We start from the raw sequence: 17,375 nt of genomic DNA, 5'->3' as shown, positions 1-17,375 counted from the left end.
GGTCTATGAGAATGTGCTGAACGACGCGATCTTCAGCGGAGATTTGGTAGAGGTAAAATATGTGGAGAAGCGGGAGATGAAACGATTCAGAGGATTCGTGCACCGGACGAACTACATGGAGCGGACCGTCGAGCTGGCCAATCAAAGGGAAGGGATCATCCATGTGCCGTTCGAGGCAATCATTCACGTCGAACAATCGATAGACTAACGCCCTGGCGGTTGCTGACGAAAAATCCTTTGCTGCTTTTATAGATGTATCAGTTAAAAGTTGCAGTACACTGATATCTTTAAATCATTCCGTTTGTCAATTTAAGCTAGACAGATCGACTCCATTCAGGTGACTCAAAAATGCCTCCAACGGTGTGCGGTAATTCAGTGACTTTCTTGGGATGTTATTCCGCTTGTCGGCCACCGACGAAATGAATGTTTGATCCACCTGGTTGAAGTCCATTTCTTTTGCCAAGCCGTCTTTCCGCAGGAGCCCGTTGGAGTTTTCATTCAAGGCGCGCTGAGAAGACGTGCCGGGATCCGCAGAGTAAATCGAGACGTCGTGCCGGTTGCACAACGGTTTCCAATTGGAGAATTCCTTGCCGCAATCAAACGTGATGGATTTGAACAGATTTCTCGGGACCCCTTGGAACCACTGGTTCAACGCAGTTTCAATATCGCAAGCCTTGCGTCCTGCAGGCTTCAGGGCGATGATGACTTTCGTCAGCCGTTCGACCAGCGTGATCACCGCACTTTTGTGGTGGGCACCCACAATGGTGTCGCCTTCGATATGCCCGAACTCTTTTTTGAACGACGGGTTGTCGGCTTCCCGTTCGGAAATATGGCGTTTGAACGCCTGTTTTCCCCGGCGTTCCTGGTGTCCATTGGGTTTCCGTTTTCCTTTCATCGGCAGCGTGGCGGCGTCAAAGACCTGATTTTTGAACATGCGATAGATGGTGCGCGCGGAACAATCGATGGCCGTTTCTGCCCGGCCGACAATGACATCCGGCGTCCAGCCCTGCGCCACCTTGTCTTGAACATAGGCCACTTGTTTCTTCGGCAGGACAATTTTCCGCCGGCCGCAGCGTTTCTTATTTTTCTTGTATTGCGTGTAGAAGTCGAGCGCTGTATGTCCTGATTTCAGGAAATTGATGACGTTGTAGATTGGCTGCCTGGAACGGTTCATCAACTTAGCAATGATCGCTACAGGTATATTTTGGCGGTGGTAGGATTCTATCATCACCAGTTCATCCGTGGTAAGATGGGTGTAGGTCATTCGTAATCACTCCTATGTTTTTCTTTGGTCGGAAAATACATTGTGAGTGTACCACGAATGGCTTTTTCAATTGTCTAGCTTAATTTTACAATCGGCGATTAATGAATGAATGATCAATTTTTGAAAACTTTTTTGTGTTAATTGAATTTAAGTAGAAAAGAGAAGAAGCTTTTGGGCTTCCTCTCTTCCGATAATATCTCATATGTTAACTATAAAAATATATTTAATTATCCAAAGTCTTCAAACCTCCGTTTGACTTTAACCTAATACAAAACTGTGCCCCCAAGGTTAAAGAAAATTCAACTTTTGGGAGGCAGCACTTTTCGTGTACGACAATTAAACACGGTGTTAAACAGCTCTATTTCTTAGTTTCAATGTCATCGCATTGATAGCCACGATAACCGTGGACACGGACATCAGAACTGCTCCTGCGGCAGGAGCCAACGTAATCCCAATGGAGGCTAGAACACCCGCCGCTATGGGAATGGCAATAAAGTTATAACCGGCTCCCCACACGAGGTTCTGTTTCATTTTACTGGTTGTTTTATTGGCCAATTCGATAAAGGATTCAAGATCGCCTGGATCCGACTGAGTCAAAATCACATCAGCGGAATCGATGGCGACTTGAGTTCCGGCACCGACTGCTATCCCAACGTCTGCTATTGCAAGGGATGGTGCATCGTTGACGCCATCGCCGACCATGATAACCGTTTGTCCATTATTTTTCAGTGATTCCACTAAACCATATTTATCTTGCGGTGATTGATTGGCTCTGTATTCAATGCCCAGTTCCTCTGCTACTCCTTGGGCAGCCGTTTCATTGTCACCTGTAGCCATAATCGGTTTTATATTGTAATGCTTCAATGCCTGTATCAGCGTTCTGCTCGTTTCTTTCAATTCATCGCCTAATGCGACCGTACCGATCGGATTCCCGTCCTCAACTAGTATACTTAATGTTGCCCCTTTGGGAACATCCACCGCTACATCTCTTCCAAGTGCCTTTTGGCTGATCAATTCGTATTTGCGGCCATTGGCGTTTCCTTCTATACCCGCACCCGACACAACATCAATCGAATCAAAGTGGACAGGCTGAATCCCTTGTTTCTCAGCGTATTGGACGATTGACTGGGCGATTGGGTGGCTGGACCCGCCTTCAATCCCTGCCATTAACGCCGCGATTTCGGCTTCGGTATGTTGACCATCCAGTGTTTCCATGTTCAAAACTTTAAATTCGCCAGTAGTCAATGTACCCGTTTTATCCAGTATCATTACATCAGCCTTAGTTGCCAGCTCCAATGCTTCGCGGTCTTTCACCAACAGCCCGCGGCTTGCACCTAAACTGGTGCTTCGTGCAATAACCAGCGGAATGGCAAGGCCGAGAGCGTGTGGACATGCAATGACTAATGTCGTAACCGTAAAAAGAACAGCGGTTTGAATGTCAGCAATGTACAGCCAAACGACAAAAGCGAGGAAAGCCACCACAATGGCGATATAAAACAGCCAGCCGGCTACTTTTTGAGCCAGATTTTCAGCTCTTGAAGGTTGATCCTGCGCCTGGCTTATCAGGGTTTGTACTTGGGAAATGAACGATTGGTCGCCGGTTTCCTGTACTTCAAGATATATGATGCCTGCACCGTTCGTGGAACCGCCGATCACTTTGTCTCCGGCTCCTTTTTCAATGGGTTTAGATTCCCCCGTCAGCAAAGCTTCATTGATCCGCGAGGTGCCTCTTTTGATGATGCCATCGGCAGGGACGTTTTCTCCGGCCTGAACCCGTACAAGGTCTCCGACTTTCAGCTCATTTACGGGACGCGTCTCGATCGAATCATCTTCCAATACCACATGTGCATCTTTCGGCACCAATTCGGCGAGCGATTTTTGCGCGTCTCCTGCTTCTCCGATAGCCTTCATTTCGATCCAGTGTCCAAGGAGCATGATCAACAGCAAGGACGCGAATTCAAAGAAGAAATCCATGATGTGATCGCCGGTTACGTAGCGTGCCAGCACGGCGTAAATGCTATACAAATAGGAAACGGATATCCCTAATGAAATAAGGGCCATCATACCCGGTGCTTTTTCCTTAAATTCAGCGATTGCACCTTGATAGAAGGGTTTTCCGCCATAAACCAATAAGATAGTTGCTAATACAGCGACCACAATATCCGAGTATGGAAAAGTAAATTGGAAAGGAAGCCGAACGTCCATCATCGGCGACAATAATAGAATGACAATGCCCAAGGGCAGCGACTTCAGGAAAATTTCTTTGAAATTCCCATGATGGTGATGTCCATGGTCACTATGATCGTGGCCACCATGATTGTGATGGGCATGATCATCATGAATTTTGGCAGGATTGCTGTCGTCTTGAATGCCTTCTTTCACTTGGTCTTCATGGTACGAATGCCCAACATGTTTGGAATGATCCATTTTACTGTGATCTACCTGTTCGTCTTGATGGTGGTGATGGTCTTTATCATTTTTAGCCATTCAGTGCGCCTCCTCCAAACTAGTGGTTCTTATCCTATTTAACCCTATTTACATTCTTAACATTCACAAAGTTCTTGCCGAATATACCACGCGGGGGTATATTTCATTTAAAAGTAAAGTGTGCTGTGAAAGCACCCTTATACGACGTCATACCCTTGTTCTTCAATCGCTTTCTGAATTTCGTTTAATGATGTCTTGGCAGTATCATAGTCTACTGCCACTTCGCCTTTTTTAAGATCAACTGTCACAGATGAAATCCCTTCGAGTTCACCGACGCCCGTTTCAACCGAGTTTGCACAGTGGCCGCAGGACATACCTTGTACTTTTAATGTTTCAATCATTATTATTCCTCCTAAAGTAATATTTCCTTAAACTTAACATACCCCGATAGGGTATATCAAGTGTTTAGTATCATTTTACTTTATCGCTGTTTCCATGACTCTAATTTAGAAGTTCACAATGACCCCCCAAAAAAACCGCACCATTGATTTTAATATTTGATTACTTGTCTATAAAATGTGCAGTTTCTATGGAGTTTCGGTATTTCTGTTTAGTTTGGAAAGGAGAGGGAAATCCAGTAAATGAAGCAAAAATAAGAAATGGAGGTTTTAACTTGGCTCATGAACAACATCAGGAATTGATTCGGGCATTACATGATTGTGCAGCGGAATGTAACCATTGTTTTGACGCTTGTCTGCAGGAAGACGATGTGAAGATGCTAGCACAGTGCATTCGATTCGACCGGGAATGCGCGGACATTTGTGCATTTTTGGAACATGCCATTACTCACAATTCACCGTTCGTTTCCGAACTGGCAGCCGCTTGCGCAACCATTTGCGAAGCTTGCGCAGAGGAATGTGAGAAGCACGCCGATCATCATGAACATTGCAGACGCTGTGCGGAAGCTTGCCGTAGATGTGCAGAAGCTTGCCGTAACGCCGCATAACCTTACTCAAAAAGGCCCGTCGGAAATATTTTCCGACGGACCTTTTCTTTTATCAAGCATCATTCTGCTTCATGGATCCATTTGTAGCCGATTCCCCAAACCGTGAGAAAATGATCATCGACCGGAAAACCGGACTGGCGGATTTTTTCCCGAACATTTCGCACATGCGAATCGATGGTCCGCCCTTCCGTCTCTGAGTCGAATCCCCAAATTAACTGGATCAGCTGCTCCCTCGTAAACACTTTGTCGGCATTCTTCATCAGATGGCCCACCATCAGAAATTCTTTTGGCGTCAATTTGATGATATGTTTGCCGTACGTAAGTTCAAACCGGTCTTCGTCCCACACCAAACCGTCCACTTCAATGGTATTTTTCGGAGTTCTCCTGCGAAGCAGCGCCCCCATCCGGGCCAGCAACTCATCTTCATTAAACGGCTTTGTGATGTAATCATCCGCCCCGATATTCAATCCCTTAACAATATCCTCCTGTTGTTCCCGCGCCGTCAGCATAATGATTGGCACATCCGAAAATTTCCGGATTTCGCGGCACAGTTCCCAGCCATCCATTTCCGGCATCATGATATCCAGTAAGACGAGATCGAAAGGTTCCGATTCCAAATAGTCGAGGGCTTCATGAGCTCCCAGTGCTTTTTTACAGAGGTACTGATGCGGCTTCAAATATAAAGCCACTAAATCCAGCATTCGTTGTTCATCATCAATCAACAGCACTTTCTGCAAGCGAATCCCCCCTTTTCAATTCTATCAGGACGGTTGTCCCTTGTCCGTACTCACTTTGAAGCGTCATGAGACCACCGTGCGATTCGACGATTTCTTTTGCAATCGCCAGGCCAAGACCGCTTCCTCCGTACTGTCTGGATCTGGATTTATCGACCCGATACAATCGTTCAAAGACAAAAGGAAGATTTTTTTCCGGTATGCCCTCTCCTTCATCACGGATGCTTATGGTGATGGTACCTTTATCTTGGACTCCCTGTAATACCACTTGTGTTCCTTCAGGAGAATGCTTGCGGGCGTTGTCCAAGACATTCAGCAATACCTGCTGAAAACGTTCGGGATCAATGAAGGCGACAATCTCATGTTCACAATGGACAGCCAATGAAATCTGTTTCTCGTCAAAAGCTGGCCGAACCAAGGCAACGACGGATGCAAAAAGCATCTTCAGTGAAAATTCCTCTTTTTGAATGGTGAACTGGTTATGATCCATCTGAGCCAGCTCAAACAGCTGCCGGATCAATTCCGTCAAATGGGCCGTCTCTTCCCGGATGATGCCAATGTATTCCTTTTTCTCTTCCTCGGATGCATCCGGCCGGCTCGCGATATCGGCATATCCTTTGATATAGGTCAACGGCGTCCGCAACTCGTGCGAAATACTCGCCAAAAATTCATTCCGCTCATTTTTTAAATGTTCCAAGTCACTGGATAGAGCAGTGATGGCGTTCGCCAGCTCTCCCAACTCATCGTTTCGGCCAATATTCAGGCTGACCTCGTGGTGCCCTTCGCTTAACTGTTCCGTCGCTTCTTTCATCCGAATCAACGGCAACGTAATCAATCGGGATAGCAGAAAAATTGTGATGACGGTCAACCCGACAGCAATCAGGCCAACAATCAGGAATTGGTTTCGCAAATGACTGACCATCCCTTTGATATGATTGGTTTCCGCAAACATGAACACGTGGCCTCTATGTTCTCCTTCAATGGTGATTGGGCTGTCCGTCGCAATAAACTCTTTTTTGTCCCATCGCTCTTCCACGACCTTCCCTCCCTGCAGAACCTCATCAAAATCGGTGTGTTCCAACACTTCCCTCATTTCAGGTTCAATCAGATCGGAATGGGTCAATTCGTTGCCATCTGCATCCGTGATGATGACGATGAAATCGGAGGCCGATTCCATCAACGCCACATGGTTCAATGTCGCCGGTTCAAAATTGTCTTCCAATACTTCGCTGTGGGTGTTCCCTCTTGCAAGCAGGTTGGTCATGACTTCATCCACCCGTTCATTGACAAAAGTAACGTACAGGGTTAGAAACAAAACCAATTCAATGATGATAATAAACACAAAAAACAGCAAACCTATTTTCAATGCAAGCCTGTTTAACATGGCATCCCTCTTTAAGTCGATTGGTTAGCAGCAATCAAGACAAAGACTGCTGCCGAAAGCTGTTGGATTCGGTTCGTCTTTCAAACGGCTAGCTGGTTTCTACTTGGTTTTTCCCTCTTCCAGCAGCGTTTTCCAGGTCTGTAATCCGTCTTCCGACAAGTAGGCATTGCCTTCAAATGTGTAGATCGCCAGTTCCATTCCATCCATCGGGTTTTGTGCAATAAAAGCGACGGCATCTTGTGAAAGGTCCGGTGTATCCACCGGCTCGAGTTCTTCATTTTCCATAGTATACTTCGCCAGAGCCGCCGCTGTCCCGTAGCTTCCGAAGTACAAATGGTCTTCGGTGAAATGCACCGCTGTGCCTGTTTCACTTCCGTCTGTAATGGCTTTAAAATTTTCTCCGCCATCCCGTGAGAAATAAATCCCTGCAGCGGTAGCTGCAGCGACGAAGTTTGAGTCAGCCGGGTGAAGAGCGAGCGAAGTCACTTCGCCTTCCAGCCCTTCAGCCTTCACAGTTTTCCATGATTCGCCTTCATCACCGCTTTTATATACGCCGGCTTCCAATAGGGAATTCTTGGCCGGATTGATTAGGAAAATGTCGTTACTGTTATATCCCACCGCCATGGCATGAAAATCCGTTTCTCCTTGAAATGCAATCTCTTCAATCGATTTACCGCTGTCGATGCTTCGCTGTATCCCTAGGGGATTGGGTAATTCTGAGTCTGCACTTGGGTGGCCCGACGTAATAAATCCTTCATTTGTTGCATTAAAGCCCATATAATCATGAAAATTATCCGCCGTTTCGAACCAGCCCTCCTCCCGGTAAATTTTCAGCCCGGTATGCGAGGCAAAATACAGTCCGTTCTCATTTCCTGCATAACCCATCCCATGAACATGGTTCAGTTCCCCTTCAAACGGCACTTCAAATGAATCCGTTGTATCATTGCTGCAGCCTGCCAGCAAAAGAAAAGCCGACAGCACTGCCGTTCCTATTCTCTTTTTTTCATGTAGATGCCCTCCGAATATGTCATTTTTTATTTTTTATTTTTTATAAGTATAACATTCTTAAAGTTTAACGAAAAAGTTTCGACTTTTTGTGCAGATATCTTGATTTCAAAACAGGTAATCCATTCCCTCTCCAATTGACCCAAAAGGAATAATCCTTCCAATCGGTCCGGTGGAGGATCTTTGCCTGATTATTATTTATAAATTTTCTACACCTGACATTTCTTTTCTTTTGGTTAGTCCACTTTAAAGAAATGTTTTTTTCTCGTTTTTTCTTTGCAGCATTTTTCAAAATAACGTGGCCCGCATTATGCTTGGGAAATTCAGAGGTATCAGCACGGTTTGATCTGTTCCATATAACTCGCGATATCCTCTTCGGACATTTCAACCGTAATAATTTTCTCGATTTTGCCCTCTTGATTGACTAACAGAGTAGTCGGCAATGGACGGATATTATAAGCTTCCATAACACTTTTGTCCTTATCGATAACAATCGGGAACGTTAAATTTCGCTGTTCAGCAAATTGTCTCACTTCATAATCGGATTGCGCAATATTGACAGCGAGTATCTCCACACCTTGATCCTTGTATACCTGGTACTGCTTTTCCATCAGCGGGAACTCTTTTTCGCACGGTTTGCACCAAGTACCCCAAAAGTTCACGAACACCCCCTGCCCTTTGTACTCAGACAGCTGATGCCGTTCCCCGTTCAAATCCGTCAACGCAAAATCGGGTGCCGAATCTCCAACTTGCAGCAATTCGTTTTTCTCTTTTGTTAATCCGTTGTAGATGGTAAATGCAATAGCGACAACCAGAATCAACAAAATACTTGTCCTCATAATCAAGCGATTTCTCTTTTTATCCTTTTTAGCAGCCATACACTGTCACGTCCTTCCTAGATGCTGGGTTGAGTCCATTAAAACCCTGTAAATCCACCCGTAAATTGCGATAAAAAAGCGATGATTTCTGTCAGCATGTCAAAGTAAAGTAAAACGCCCATCAGAATCATTAATGCTCCTCCTATTGACATGAAAAGAGCGCTCTTCTTCAAGAAAGTCATTTTCTCAATAAAAAACGACATCAAGAGAAAAGGAATGGAAAATCCCAGAACGTAAAACAGCATATAGAGTAAGCCACTGTCCGGATCCGCTACTCCGAGTGCAATAACTCCTGCAAGTATGGGACCGGTACACGGGGTCCATCCAGCTGCAAAGCCAATGCCGATCAGAACAGAACCCGCGTATCCGGAGGGCCTTTTCTGGAACTGTAATTTCTTATCCGTCAGCAGGAAGTCGAATTTCAGAATACCGGTTAGGACCAAGCCAAAAAACACCATCAAAATAGCGCCCAATTGACGTAGAAGAACTTGATATTCCAAGAAGAAGTTTCCGATAAGCGAAGTCGACAAGCCCAACGCTAAAAAATGATGGAGAAACCTATCAAAAATAGAACCGTATGAATCAAAGCCGTGCTCCTCATCATTCCCTTGCCCGTCTTTAACTCATTGACTGAAACTCCAGTAAGGTAGGATAAAAAAGCCGGATACAAAGGAAGGGAGCATGGAGAGATAAATGATAAAAGCCTTGCGCCAAAGGCAAGATACAAACTAATTTCCGCCACTTGTACACCTCCTATTACAGTAAGTTGAATCCTCTTCTTTATCATTTTTGTATCCCTTAAGGAATCAACTGAAATTTTCTATATAAGACTCGGGGAATTTCAAGGTATGTAAAATTAAATACAGCCCCTCTCTTAACTTCTACTTCCCCGTGCTTGCTTAACCGTTCCAGAAGACGTCAACCAATCCAGTTTACCGATTAATTCTTGATTTTCTGTGCAGTTTCTTCTATTCCGGTTCAGGTGAAGTCCCGGATGATTTGCAGGAAGCCGAAAATCCAACCTTTGAAGTTGGAAGCCAGGCGATTATTGAAACCGATCATATGGAAGGCATGAAAGGTGCTGAAGCCACAATTGTCGGGGCTTATGATACAACCGCCTATGCAGTGACCTATACGCCGACGGACGGAGGCGAGCCGGTTGAAAATCACAAATGGGTGATTCACGCAGAATTGGAAAATCCAGGTGATGAACCATTGGAAACGGGCGATGAAGCGGCCATTGCCGCTGACCATATGGAGGGAATGGACGGCGCAACGGCTACGGTTGATTCTACCGAAGAAACGACCGTCTATATGGTTGATTTCGTCCCGACCACCGGAGGCGAGGAAGTCACCAATCATAAATGGGTGACTGAAAGCGAACTGTCACCCGAATAAAAGTGCCAAAACCCGGGATCTTGTCAACAAGATCCCGGGTTTTTATCTGTAATGGTTCATAAAGGATTCGATTTCGTTTGTATTACAAAAACATTAAGTTTTAGTAGTTAGGCTTCCCGTATAAATTCTGCACATTTTTTCAACATTTTTATAATAGAATAAATCAAATTTAAATAGTTTTAGAGAGGTCACCAAATCTATGAAAACAAATCAGCTTTTGAACGAATCCGGTCTAATCTCCCGATTAGATTCCAGAATATTAGAATTAGACATCAAGGGGATTGCCGATAACTCAAGCGATGTGGAAAAAGGTTTTGTGTTTGTTGCTATTAAAGGATTTGAAATTGATGGTCACGGGTTTATTGACCAGGCAATTGAAAAAGGGGCAGCCCTTGTCATCGGAGAACAAGAAATTACCCGGTTAGGTGTCCCTTATTTACAGGTGGAAAATAGCCGGAAAGCGCTTGGCATCCTGGCCAGGAATTTTTATGGCCGTCCATCTGACCAGAAAATAATGATTGGAATTACGGGCACCAACGGAAAAACGACGACGAGCTATATGCTCCAGCACTTTCTGGAAAGCAACGGTATGAGTTGTTCTGTCATCGGTACCAACCAAAATATTATCAATGGCGAAAAAATGAAAAGCTCGAACACCACACCAAATTCACTCGCTCTCCATAAACTGTTGACCCTCAGTCAGGATGAGGTCGTCATTATGGAAGTTTCTTCTCATGGACTGGCCCAGTATCGGTTAGAAGGCATTGAATTTGATTACGGCTTGTTCCTCAATCTTCACCATGAACACCTGGATTATCACAGTTCCATGGAAGAATATTTTCAGGCGAAGCTTACAATGTTCAATCAGATGAAAGAACATGGGATTGCTGTAGTGAATACAGATAATGAGTGGGGACGAAAGCTCTGTGGAATCCTGCAAACAAAGGGAAAACCGATTTATGCAATTGGCACATCCACTGAATGCAACCTGCGTGTTGCAAAATTTCATTCACTGTCCTCCACTATGCGGGTGATTGAAAGTAACGAAACGTATCAAATGGTCGCTGCCATGACCGGAATGCACAATATGTATAACACCTTAATGGCCTACGGAACATCATTGTTGCTGGGTATCCCCAAAGAAAAGCTCTTAAACTCCATTCACCATTTCAAGGGAGTCGATGGACGCTTTGAGATCACGAAACTGGCCAAGGGCTCGATCGTTATTGTGGATTATGCCCATACTCCGGATGCCATCTCTTACTGCCTGGAAACTGCAAAATCACAAGGGGCACAACGAATAACCCATATTTTCGGCTTTCGTGGAAATCGAGATGCCAGCAAGAGAAAGCACATGCTATCCATATCTGCTGAAATGAGTGACCGCTACATTTTAACGTTGGACGACCTGAACAATGTTTCTCCAGGAGATATGCTGGAAGTTTTAAACCAACTAAATGAAACATACGGCAACTCAAAAGGCAGCATCGTTCCAGACCGTACACTCGCCATTCAGCAAGCAATCCATGAAAGCAAGGAAGGCGACTGGATTGTGATTACCGGTAAAGGACACGAGAAATACCAGCAAACCTTTCATTTACCGACTGATTCGGACCGGGAAACCGTCAATTATATAATAAAGCAGAACTAAAATAATCACTCAGGAGGGAATAGTTATGAAAAAACTAAGTGTTGTTTCAACCATTTTAATCATGATCAACACTTTAATCGTTTCGTCCGTTTTCAGTAAAACTGATGACCCTTCCCTGCCAAACGTATCCAGTGAAGCAGCTATTGTCATGGAAGCAACGACTGGAGAAATCCTCTATGAAAAAAATGCACAGTCGCAGATGTATCCTGCCAGCCTAACAAAAATTGCCACAGCCATTTATGCAATTGAAAACAGAAAATTAAATGATGTTGTAACCATCAGTAAAAAAGCACGCAATACGGAAGGCACCCGTGTTTATTTGGAAGAGGGAGAACAAGTGACTTTAGAAAAACTGTTGCTGGGCCTCTTAGTCAACTCTGGAAATGATGCCGGCGTCGCCATTGCTGAACACATTAGCGGCAGCGTTGAGTTATTTTCTGCTGATATGAATTTATATTTAGAAGATGTAATTGGCCTGCGGAATACGAACTTCGAAAATCCTCACGGTCTTTTTGATCCCGAGCATGTTACGACAGCCGAAGATTTAGCGAAGTTAACCCGATATGCGATGAAGAACGATGAATTCATGAAAATATTTGGAACAAAAGAACTGCCCTGGAACGGTGAATCCTGGGATACCATGCTTTATACCCACCACAAACTATTAAGGGAAAAACCTTATGAAGGCGTTACGGGTGGTAAAACCGGGTTTGTGCCAGAAGCAGGCGTCACGCTGGCCACGACAGCCAAAAGAGAAAACCTGAATTTAATTGTCGTCACCTTAAAAAGCGACACAGAGGCAGAAGCTTATGCTGACACTATTCAACTTTTGGATTTTGGATTTGAAAATTTTAAAACAGTGAGCATTCCGAAAGAAAGCAGCTTTTTTGCCGGTGATGTGGAATACATTACGCCAGGCGATTTCTTTTATACACACCAAACAGATGAGCAAGTGACAATCGCTGTAAAAGAAGATGGACTATTAAGGATTACTGATCAGGATGGCACTCTTTTGTCTTCTTATCAGTTTCCCGTTGTCAGTGCTTCTGAGACAAACCTTCCTTCTAATTCTGAAGACGTTCGCACATTTTTCCCACCTGGGATTTTAAGTTCAATCTATTTGTTCCTCCTCGTCGTTGGCTTTTCAGGATTAGTGTATTACCGAATTCGAAAAAAACGGATATAGAACGCACTTCTCTATCTTAAAATTTCATTCAACTGAACTTTTATATACCATCAATTTTTTAAACAGCGCAGGAGGCGGATTATATCATAAACACTCAGTTCCCCGTTTTAGAATTTCTGCTGCTTCTCATTTTCAACATAAGTATGGGTGCAGTTGGCTTTTTCCCAAGCTTTTTGCTCACGTCTCTCAATATCAGTTCTTTAGGGTTAACCATTGGCGTCATCCTTTCTTTGTCGGGGGAGATTTTTGGCGCTATCGTCGGATTTTACCTATATCGATATGGGTTTTCAAAAGTTAATCCAAAGTGGTTAAAGCGGCCGTTCTGGAGGTACATCCAGAGTTCTTCAATAAGCCGCGTCTTCTGGGCAATCATCTTGCTGCGTTTAATTCCTTTTGTCCCATCAGGTCTGGTAACAGCAGGGGCGGCCTTGACGCCCATTCCAGGTGGCTTATTCATTATTGCCAGCACCATCGGTAAAATTCCGGCCGTTTCTCTTGAAGTGGCTGTTGTTTATGGCCTTGTAGAATCCATACCTCCCGGTTATCAGTACGGCTTATTTATTTTGATCTTTCTATCGTTTCTAGTGATCTGGGCAAAGAACAAAAGAAAAAATTCTTTGTAATTTTACCCCCTGTTTGAGAAAACTTCGATAAATTCATCCTCTTTTTCTGGCTCATCACCATAACTCGTGGTTGCTATTTTGACGACCGATCTCGAGGCGCAATCTTAAAAAGAATCGTTCGAGGTTTCGATAGCCATAACCACGGCGTTTGATGAGCTTGATCTTGTTGTTCGTCCCTTCCATCTTCCCGTTCGACAGCCTTGACACGATGGTCTGGCGCATCGCTTGCTCCCGGACCCGGATTGCTTTCGCGATCTTCGCCAGGGGCCCGCACGGATGGAACTGATAACGGTCCAACCAGTCCGACAGCCGCCGTTGCGTCTGTATCTCGCACGTCGCCTTCAGCACATACAGGATATGCTGGAGCCCTTGATAGAGGTTCCGAATGAATGGATCTTCCTGAATACAGGAACGGACGACCTCCCGGTCTTCCCCAGTCAGTGTTTCCGGGCGACGCGCGAGCGAACGATCGATCACGCGAACGTGGTGATGGCGTCTTGCCTCGTTCAAAAAACGACGCCGTCGGCGAAGGGCGTCCGTGACGAACTGGACGAGGTGGAACCGGTCCAGCACATGTTCTGCCTCCGGGAAGACATGGTTGATGGCCTTCGCCATCGCCGGTGCAAAATCACTGACGACAGAACGGATATCCTCGGATATGCCTTGAAGTGCTGCCGTGATGGCTGCCACGTCCCGGCCCGGGACAATGGACAGAAGCTGGCCACTCTTGGCATCGAGGACAATCGTCGCATAGTGGTGCCCCTTTCTTGTGGCGAACTCGTCGACCAGGACATGCGTTGCACGCTCCATCGTCTCCACCGAAGCTACTGATAGAACCAGCGCTCCACCGTCGTATAAGGGAGGCCGTACTCGCGTGCGACATCTGAGATTGTCCGTCCGTGGCAACGTTTTGCGATGCCTTTCCGGAAAACCTCGGTGGAAGTGCGGACGAGCCCGAGAGCGTAGTCATACACGAACGTCAAATCACAAGAGCTGCATCTTTGACGTGGGACATCCAGTTCGATCCAGAGTACACCGACGTTCCACGCATGACCGTGTCGAAAGCGACGCCGCTTTTTCGAATGCAGGATGGTCTTTCTCTGGCACAGCGGACAAGGGATGTCATGTTGACCCGGGATGACCGGAAAAACGTTTGGTTCTTCGTCTGACGACATTTGGATCTGAAAAAGGGCTGGAAGTGGAAGAGGTAATTTGATAAACTGTTGGGGCAAAGCGAAAACTCCAATCGTGGTTTGTCTAAGCAACAATTACGACACCGGGGTTTTCGCTTTTTTTCTATGTTCAATTCAAAATCCGATGGATTTTATGTGTCAACCACACCTTATGGTGATGAGCCCATGAAAAGTCATTTCGGATAATTACTTCCTTTATTCTACACAGTTATGTAATTCTCCATTACAAATGACTTTCGTACAACATCAAACTTATGTAACGGGAGGAATTAGGATGCACAAAAAAGATGATTCTCTCGACAAGAAGGAATTTCAGGAGTCAGAGTTAAAGAACAAACGTCGTCAGTCTTTAGCTTTAGAGCCAACCATTCCGCTTAGTGAATTAACACTAACAGACCCTATCATGAAAGTGACGCTATGGATCGGGAGTTTTGGCGTTTATAACGAGTCCATTTTGACTTTTCATTCGAACGGTTTCGTTAAACGAGAACTCTTGATCCTTCAAACGTTTGGCGAGGAACAACGGATAGAATCCGGTTGGTACAACCAGGATGACTCTGCAAAAGTCTTAAAGAAATTCAATTCTTTTAAGACGCATCTCTGGCCGGAGTTGTTCGTAGAAACAGAAACAATCACTCACGATGGGACCCAGTGGAAGTTGGAGGTCTGTAAGAAGGGGGGGAGACTAGTTCCTATAGCGGCAGCAATGCTTACCCGCCGAAGTGGAGGTCTCTCAAAAAATTGTTCGGCCACTATTGACGTCCAATCGTTTGTTGACCAGCCCTTACAGGAAGGTGTGAGGATGCTATATGGGAAAGAAACGAAAACCAATCCGCAAAGTCGTCAAATATGCCCCTAAACTTGTTTTAGAGTCTGCTGTGCCACTCGGTCATTACGGAGCCCTTGCTTGTGAAATAGCAACTAACCCAATCAAACTTCTCTCGGTCAGTCTTTCCGATGAGCTCGAAAAGTCTCCTTATGTGAGATACCGACACCGCTTCATGGACTATCTTGCATGGAAACTGTATTCGGAGGGCGATATGACCCTCGAGAACATGTCCTGACTCATGGATGAGTTCAAGACACGCGATGATGTCGTCAAACTGTTCATCGCCCGTGCCAAAGAGATTTCGGAGACCAATCACTCTTATCAGTCGACCATTCTATTGGCCATCTACTCTGCGAAAGTGTTCGCCCGGCCAGAACTCGCTGCGAATAGTGAGTCCGCTTTCTTCTTACATCTTCTGTCACAAGTGAATGACAACGACCTTCGCCATTTTGAACTCATCTATGACCACGCGGCTGCTCTCGAACTTAAATTTACACTAGTTTACGCTTGTGACGCCTATTATCAATCGATCGGTGATCCAGTCTTTCAACAACTTCCCCCTCAAGAACGTGAGGCTGCCCTCCTGGCGAGGCTAAGCGACGACCCGGAATTCGTATCGTTTTACACGAGTACAGACAAGCTGACATTCCTGGGTGTATTGATGCAGCGTTCGTTCAGTTTTGGAAGCATCGGACATACTCAAATCTCATTGAACCCGTAGAGCAATACGTTAAAAGAACTATTAGAAGAGTCTCGGTTGTTGGAAGAGTCCTTGATGCGTTCATCGAGCCCTTCTTAACCTTACGCTCGTACCGCCTAATCTCGATAATTACCTCTCCTGATCAATCTAGATTTTTGTATACAAAAAAATGATATATGGTCATATATAATCAAAAGCGACGACAATACTTTGAGATGTGTATATTTCTAAAGGGACAGAGTGCTTTCCAGACAATCGATTCGACTCCACTTTGATGGATATATAAAAGAGTGTATACATTTCGACGTCGAAACGTGTACACTCTCTTTTGTTGTCGAGTCATGGCATGTCGTGACTCAATCATGTATATTTTTGTATGTACATCGCATCATCTGCGACCAAAATCAGTGTCTCTAGTGAGTCCCCGTCTGTCGGATAAGCAGCTTCTCCAATTGAAGCATCGAGCGTCACCGGCACATCTCCGATTGAGAGCTCGTATTTAAATGTCGCTTTCTTGAAGTCCAAAGGATAAGGCGAAAGGATCACGAACTCATCTCCGCCGATGCGACCGAGTACTCTTTCGCATACAACTGCTTAATTTCCCACTCTAACGCAGAACGGAAGTTCATCCCTTTTCGCGCACGTTCGACCGCAAAATTAATGTGATCACCTAGTCCAAGGAGAGCCATGTTGTTGACCGTATTCCCTACTTCAGTTTCATAAAGTTGGAGAATATCGCCGGCCAATTCGATGTCCTTCACATCGATTCGTTGTAGAAGTGCTTCCAGCTCATGCACAGATGCCTGTTGTTCTAGATAAAGTCTTAATAATTGCCTCATTCTTATTTCATCATCAACAATTAATATTTTATCCATCCTAGCCACCACCTCTTACATTAGAATTTTTTAATAATAAATGATTGTCAATCTATTTCCTCATTATTTTCACGAACTTTCTATATAATCAACTCAAACTATAGGATGGAGTTGATTATATAGAAAGCATTTATGAAGAGTTTAATCGTTACTCTCTATGTATCCTTCTTTTTTCTCACCATACTACTGGTCTATAAAGGTTATGAAATTTTTCATAACTAA

The 17,375-nt window shown here is 44.8% G+C and carries 18 protein-coding genes and 2 pseudogenes; 8 read left to right on the top strand and 12 right to left on the bottom strand.

The genetic code is table 11. From position 1 onward, the window contains the following. Positions 1–208: YolD-like family protein (locus KNO70_RS06255; RefSeq protein ID WP_214686808.1), on the top strand; the 208-nt coding region annotated here is incomplete at its 5' end. Positions 209–304: 96 nt separating this feature from the next. On the opposite strand, the gene KNO70_RS06250 is transcribed toward KNO70_RS06255, so the two are convergent. From KNO70_RS06250 to copZ, 3 genes are all read right to left on the bottom strand, one after another. After that, positions 305–1,264 carry an IS30 family transposase gene (locus tag KNO70_RS06250; protein ID WP_214686810.1) on the bottom strand — a complete coding sequence of 320 codons (960 nt, stop codon included), beginning with the start codon at positions 1,262–1,264 and terminating at the stop codon, positions 305–307. 348 nt (positions 1,265–1,612) lie between these two features. Beyond that, the gene (locus tag KNO70_RS06245) at positions 1,613–3,751 is read right to left on the bottom strand and encodes a heavy metal translocating P-type ATPase (RefSeq protein ID WP_270810968.1); all 2,139 of its coding nucleotides are present in this window, start codon (positions 3,749–3,751) and stop codon (positions 1,613–1,615) included. 137 nt (positions 3,752–3,888) lie between these two features. Continuing rightward, complete coding sequence (gene copZ, locus KNO70_RS06240; protein ID WP_029336157.1) at positions 3,889–4,092, bottom strand: copper chaperone CopZ; 204 nt, start codon at positions 4,090–4,092, stop codon at positions 3,889–3,891. A gap of 272 nt (positions 4,093–4,364) precedes the next feature. Here copZ and KNO70_RS06235 point away from each other — a divergent pair, with 272 nt between their 5' ends. Continuing rightward, positions 4,365–4,697: a four-helix bundle copper-binding protein gene (locus tag KNO70_RS06235; protein WP_214686812.1), complete on the top strand. Its 333-nt coding sequence runs from the start codon at positions 4,365–4,367 to the stop codon at positions 4,695–4,697. A gap of 59 nt (positions 4,698–4,756) precedes the next feature. Here KNO70_RS06235 and KNO70_RS06230 read toward each other — a convergent pair whose 3' ends face one another. The 5 genes and pseudogenes from KNO70_RS06230 to KNO70_RS06210 form a co-directional block, all read right to left on the bottom strand. Beyond that, complete coding sequence (locus KNO70_RS06230) at positions 4,757–5,434, bottom strand: response regulator transcription factor (RefSeq protein WP_214686813.1); 678 nt, start codon at positions 5,432–5,434, stop codon at positions 4,757–4,759. Further along, positions 5,412–6,815: a sensor histidine kinase gene (locus KNO70_RS06225; RefSeq protein WP_214686816.1), complete on the bottom strand. Its 1,404-nt coding sequence runs from the start codon at positions 6,813–6,815 to the stop codon at positions 5,412–5,414. The genes KNO70_RS06230 and KNO70_RS06225 overlap by 23 nt, the downstream gene beginning before the upstream one ends. 99 nt (positions 6,816–6,914) lie before the next feature. After that, positions 6,915–7,796 carry a F510_1955 family glycosylhydrolase gene (locus KNO70_RS06220; RefSeq protein WP_270810962.1) on the bottom strand — a complete coding sequence of 294 codons (882 nt, stop codon included), beginning with the start codon at positions 7,794–7,796 and terminating at the stop codon, positions 6,915–6,917. Between the two features lie 356 nt (positions 7,797–8,152). Further along, the gene (gene resA, locus KNO70_RS06215) at positions 8,153–8,698 is read right to left on the bottom strand and encodes a thiol-disulfide oxidoreductase ResA (protein ID WP_214686818.1); all 546 of its coding nucleotides are present in this window, start codon (positions 8,696–8,698) and stop codon (positions 8,153–8,155) included. Positions 8,699–8,736: 38 nt separating this feature from the next. After that, positions 8,737–9,440: pseudogene (locus KNO70_RS06210) on the bottom strand (cytochrome c biogenesis CcdA family protein). A 230-nt stretch (positions 9,441–9,670) separates the two neighbouring features. Between KNO70_RS06210 and KNO70_RS06205 the strand changes: the two are divergent. The 4 genes and pseudogenes from KNO70_RS06205 to KNO70_RS06190 all read left to right on the top strand — a co-directional run. After that, positions 9,671–10,096, top strand: a pseudogene (locus tag KNO70_RS06205) (YdhK family protein); the annotation flags it as partial. 199 nt (positions 10,097–10,295) lie between these two features. Then, a complete protein-coding gene (locus KNO70_RS06200) occupies positions 10,296–11,747 on the top strand; it encodes a UDP-N-acetylmuramoyl-L-alanyl-D-glutamate--2,6-diaminopimelate ligase (protein WP_214686820.1) in 1,452 nt (483 codons plus the stop codon). A 25-nt stretch (positions 11,748–11,772) separates the two neighbouring features. Further along, positions 11,773–12,933, top strand: a complete 1,161-nt coding sequence (locus KNO70_RS06195; RefSeq protein ID WP_214686822.1) for a D-alanyl-D-alanine carboxypeptidase family protein — start codon at positions 11,773–11,775, stop codon at positions 12,931–12,933. Between the two features lie 143 nt (positions 12,934–13,076). Then, positions 13,077–13,556: a TVP38/TMEM64 family protein gene (locus KNO70_RS06190; protein WP_214686824.1), complete on the top strand. Its 480-nt coding sequence runs from the start codon at positions 13,077–13,079 to the stop codon at positions 13,554–13,556. 54 nt (positions 13,557–13,610) lie between these two features. Here KNO70_RS06190 and KNO70_RS06185 read toward each other — a convergent pair whose 3' ends face one another. Together KNO70_RS06185 and KNO70_RS06180 are read right to left on the bottom strand one after the other, a co-directional pair. After that, positions 13,611–14,366 (bottom strand): ISL3 family transposase, encoded by a 756-nt coding sequence (locus tag KNO70_RS06185; protein ID WP_214686826.1) that lies wholly within the window; start codon positions 14,364–14,366, stop codon positions 13,611–13,613. 14 nt (positions 14,367–14,380) lie between these two features. Beyond that, complete coding sequence (locus tag KNO70_RS06180; RefSeq protein WP_214686829.1) at positions 14,381–14,788, bottom strand: helix-turn-helix domain-containing protein; 408 nt, start codon at positions 14,786–14,788, stop codon at positions 14,381–14,383. 235 nt (positions 14,789–15,023) lie between these two features. Here KNO70_RS06180 and KNO70_RS06175 point away from each other — a divergent pair, with 235 nt between their 5' ends. Both KNO70_RS06175 and KNO70_RS06170 read left to right on the top strand, forming a co-directional pair. Beyond that, positions 15,024–15,608, top strand: a complete 585-nt coding sequence (locus KNO70_RS06175; RefSeq protein ID WP_214686831.1) for a hypothetical protein — start codon at positions 15,024–15,026, stop codon at positions 15,606–15,608. Positions 15,609–15,816: 208 nt separating this feature from the next. After that, on the top strand, positions 15,817–16,299 hold the full coding sequence (locus tag KNO70_RS06170) for a hypothetical protein (protein WP_214686833.1): 483 nt from the start codon (positions 15,817–15,819) through the stop codon (positions 16,297–16,299). Between the two features lie 339 nt (positions 16,300–16,638). On the opposite strand, the gene KNO70_RS06165 is transcribed toward KNO70_RS06170, so the two are convergent. Continuing rightward, on the bottom strand, positions 16,639–16,824 hold the full coding sequence (locus tag KNO70_RS06165; RefSeq protein WP_029336154.1) for a diguanylate cyclase: 186 nt from the start codon (positions 16,822–16,824) through the stop codon (positions 16,639–16,641). Further along, positions 16,821–17,153 (bottom strand): PRD domain-containing protein, encoded by a 333-nt coding sequence (locus tag KNO70_RS06160; protein ID WP_214686834.1) that lies wholly within the window; start codon positions 17,151–17,153, stop codon positions 16,821–16,823. Before KNO70_RS06160 ends, KNO70_RS06165 begins: the two co-directional genes overlap by 4 nt. Between the last annotated feature and the right edge of the window lie 222 nt (positions 17,154–17,375).

It is taken from the genome of Exiguobacterium sp. s181 (assembly GCF_018617125.1).
Taxonomy (GTDB): domain Bacteria; phylum Bacillota; class Bacilli; order Exiguobacteriales; family Exiguobacteriaceae; genus Exiguobacterium; species Exiguobacterium profundum.
This window is presented reverse-complemented; position numbering and strand designations above follow the sequence as displayed.

What these genes read in the sequence shown, in the direction of transcription:
- KNO70_RS06200 (WP_214686820.1), top strand. Translation starts at nt 10,296, where the DNA reads ATGAAAACAAATCAGCTTTTGAACGAATCCGGTCTAATCTCCCGATTA.
- KNO70_RS06190 (WP_214686824.1), top strand. Translation starts at nt 13,077, where the DNA reads ATGGGTGCAGTTGGCTTTTTCCCAAGCTTTTTGCTCACGTCTCTCAAT.
- KNO70_RS06225 (WP_214686816.1), bottom strand. Translation starts at nt 6,815, where the DNA reads ATGTTAAACAGGCTTGCATTGAAAATAGGTTTGCTGTTTTTTGTGTTT.
- KNO70_RS06185 (WP_214686826.1), bottom strand. Translation starts at nt 14,366, where the DNA reads ATGGAGCGTGCAACGCATGTCCTGGTCGACGAGTTCGCCACAAGAAAG.
- copZ (WP_029336157.1), bottom strand. Translation starts at nt 4,092, where the DNA reads ATGATTGAAACATTAAAAGTACAAGGTATGTCCTGCGGCCACTGTGCA.
- KNO70_RS06170 (WP_214686833.1), top strand. Translation starts at nt 15,817, where the DNA reads ATGGATGAGTTCAAGACACGCGATGATGTCGTCAAACTGTTCATCGCC.
- resA (WP_214686818.1), bottom strand. Translation starts at nt 8,698, where the DNA reads ATGGCTGCTAAAAAGGATAAAAAGAGAAATCGCTTGATTATGAGGACA.
- KNO70_RS06195 (WP_214686822.1), top strand. Translation starts at nt 11,773, where the DNA reads ATGAAAAAACTAAGTGTTGTTTCAACCATTTTAATCATGATCAACACT.
- KNO70_RS06245 (WP_270810968.1), bottom strand. Translation starts at nt 3,751, where the DNA reads ATGGCTAAAAATGATAAAGACCATCACCACCATCAAGACGAACAGGTA.
- KNO70_RS06175 (WP_214686831.1), top strand. Translation starts at nt 15,024, where the DNA reads ATGCACAAAAAAGATGATTCTCTCGACAAGAAGGAATTTCAGGAGTCA.
- KNO70_RS06250 (WP_214686810.1), bottom strand. Translation starts at nt 1,264, where the DNA reads ATGACCTACACCCATCTTACCACGGATGAACTGGTGATGATAGAATCC.
- KNO70_RS06160 (WP_214686834.1), bottom strand. Translation starts at nt 17,153, where the DNA reads ATGGATAAAATATTAATTGTTGATGATGAAATAAGAATGAGGCAATTA.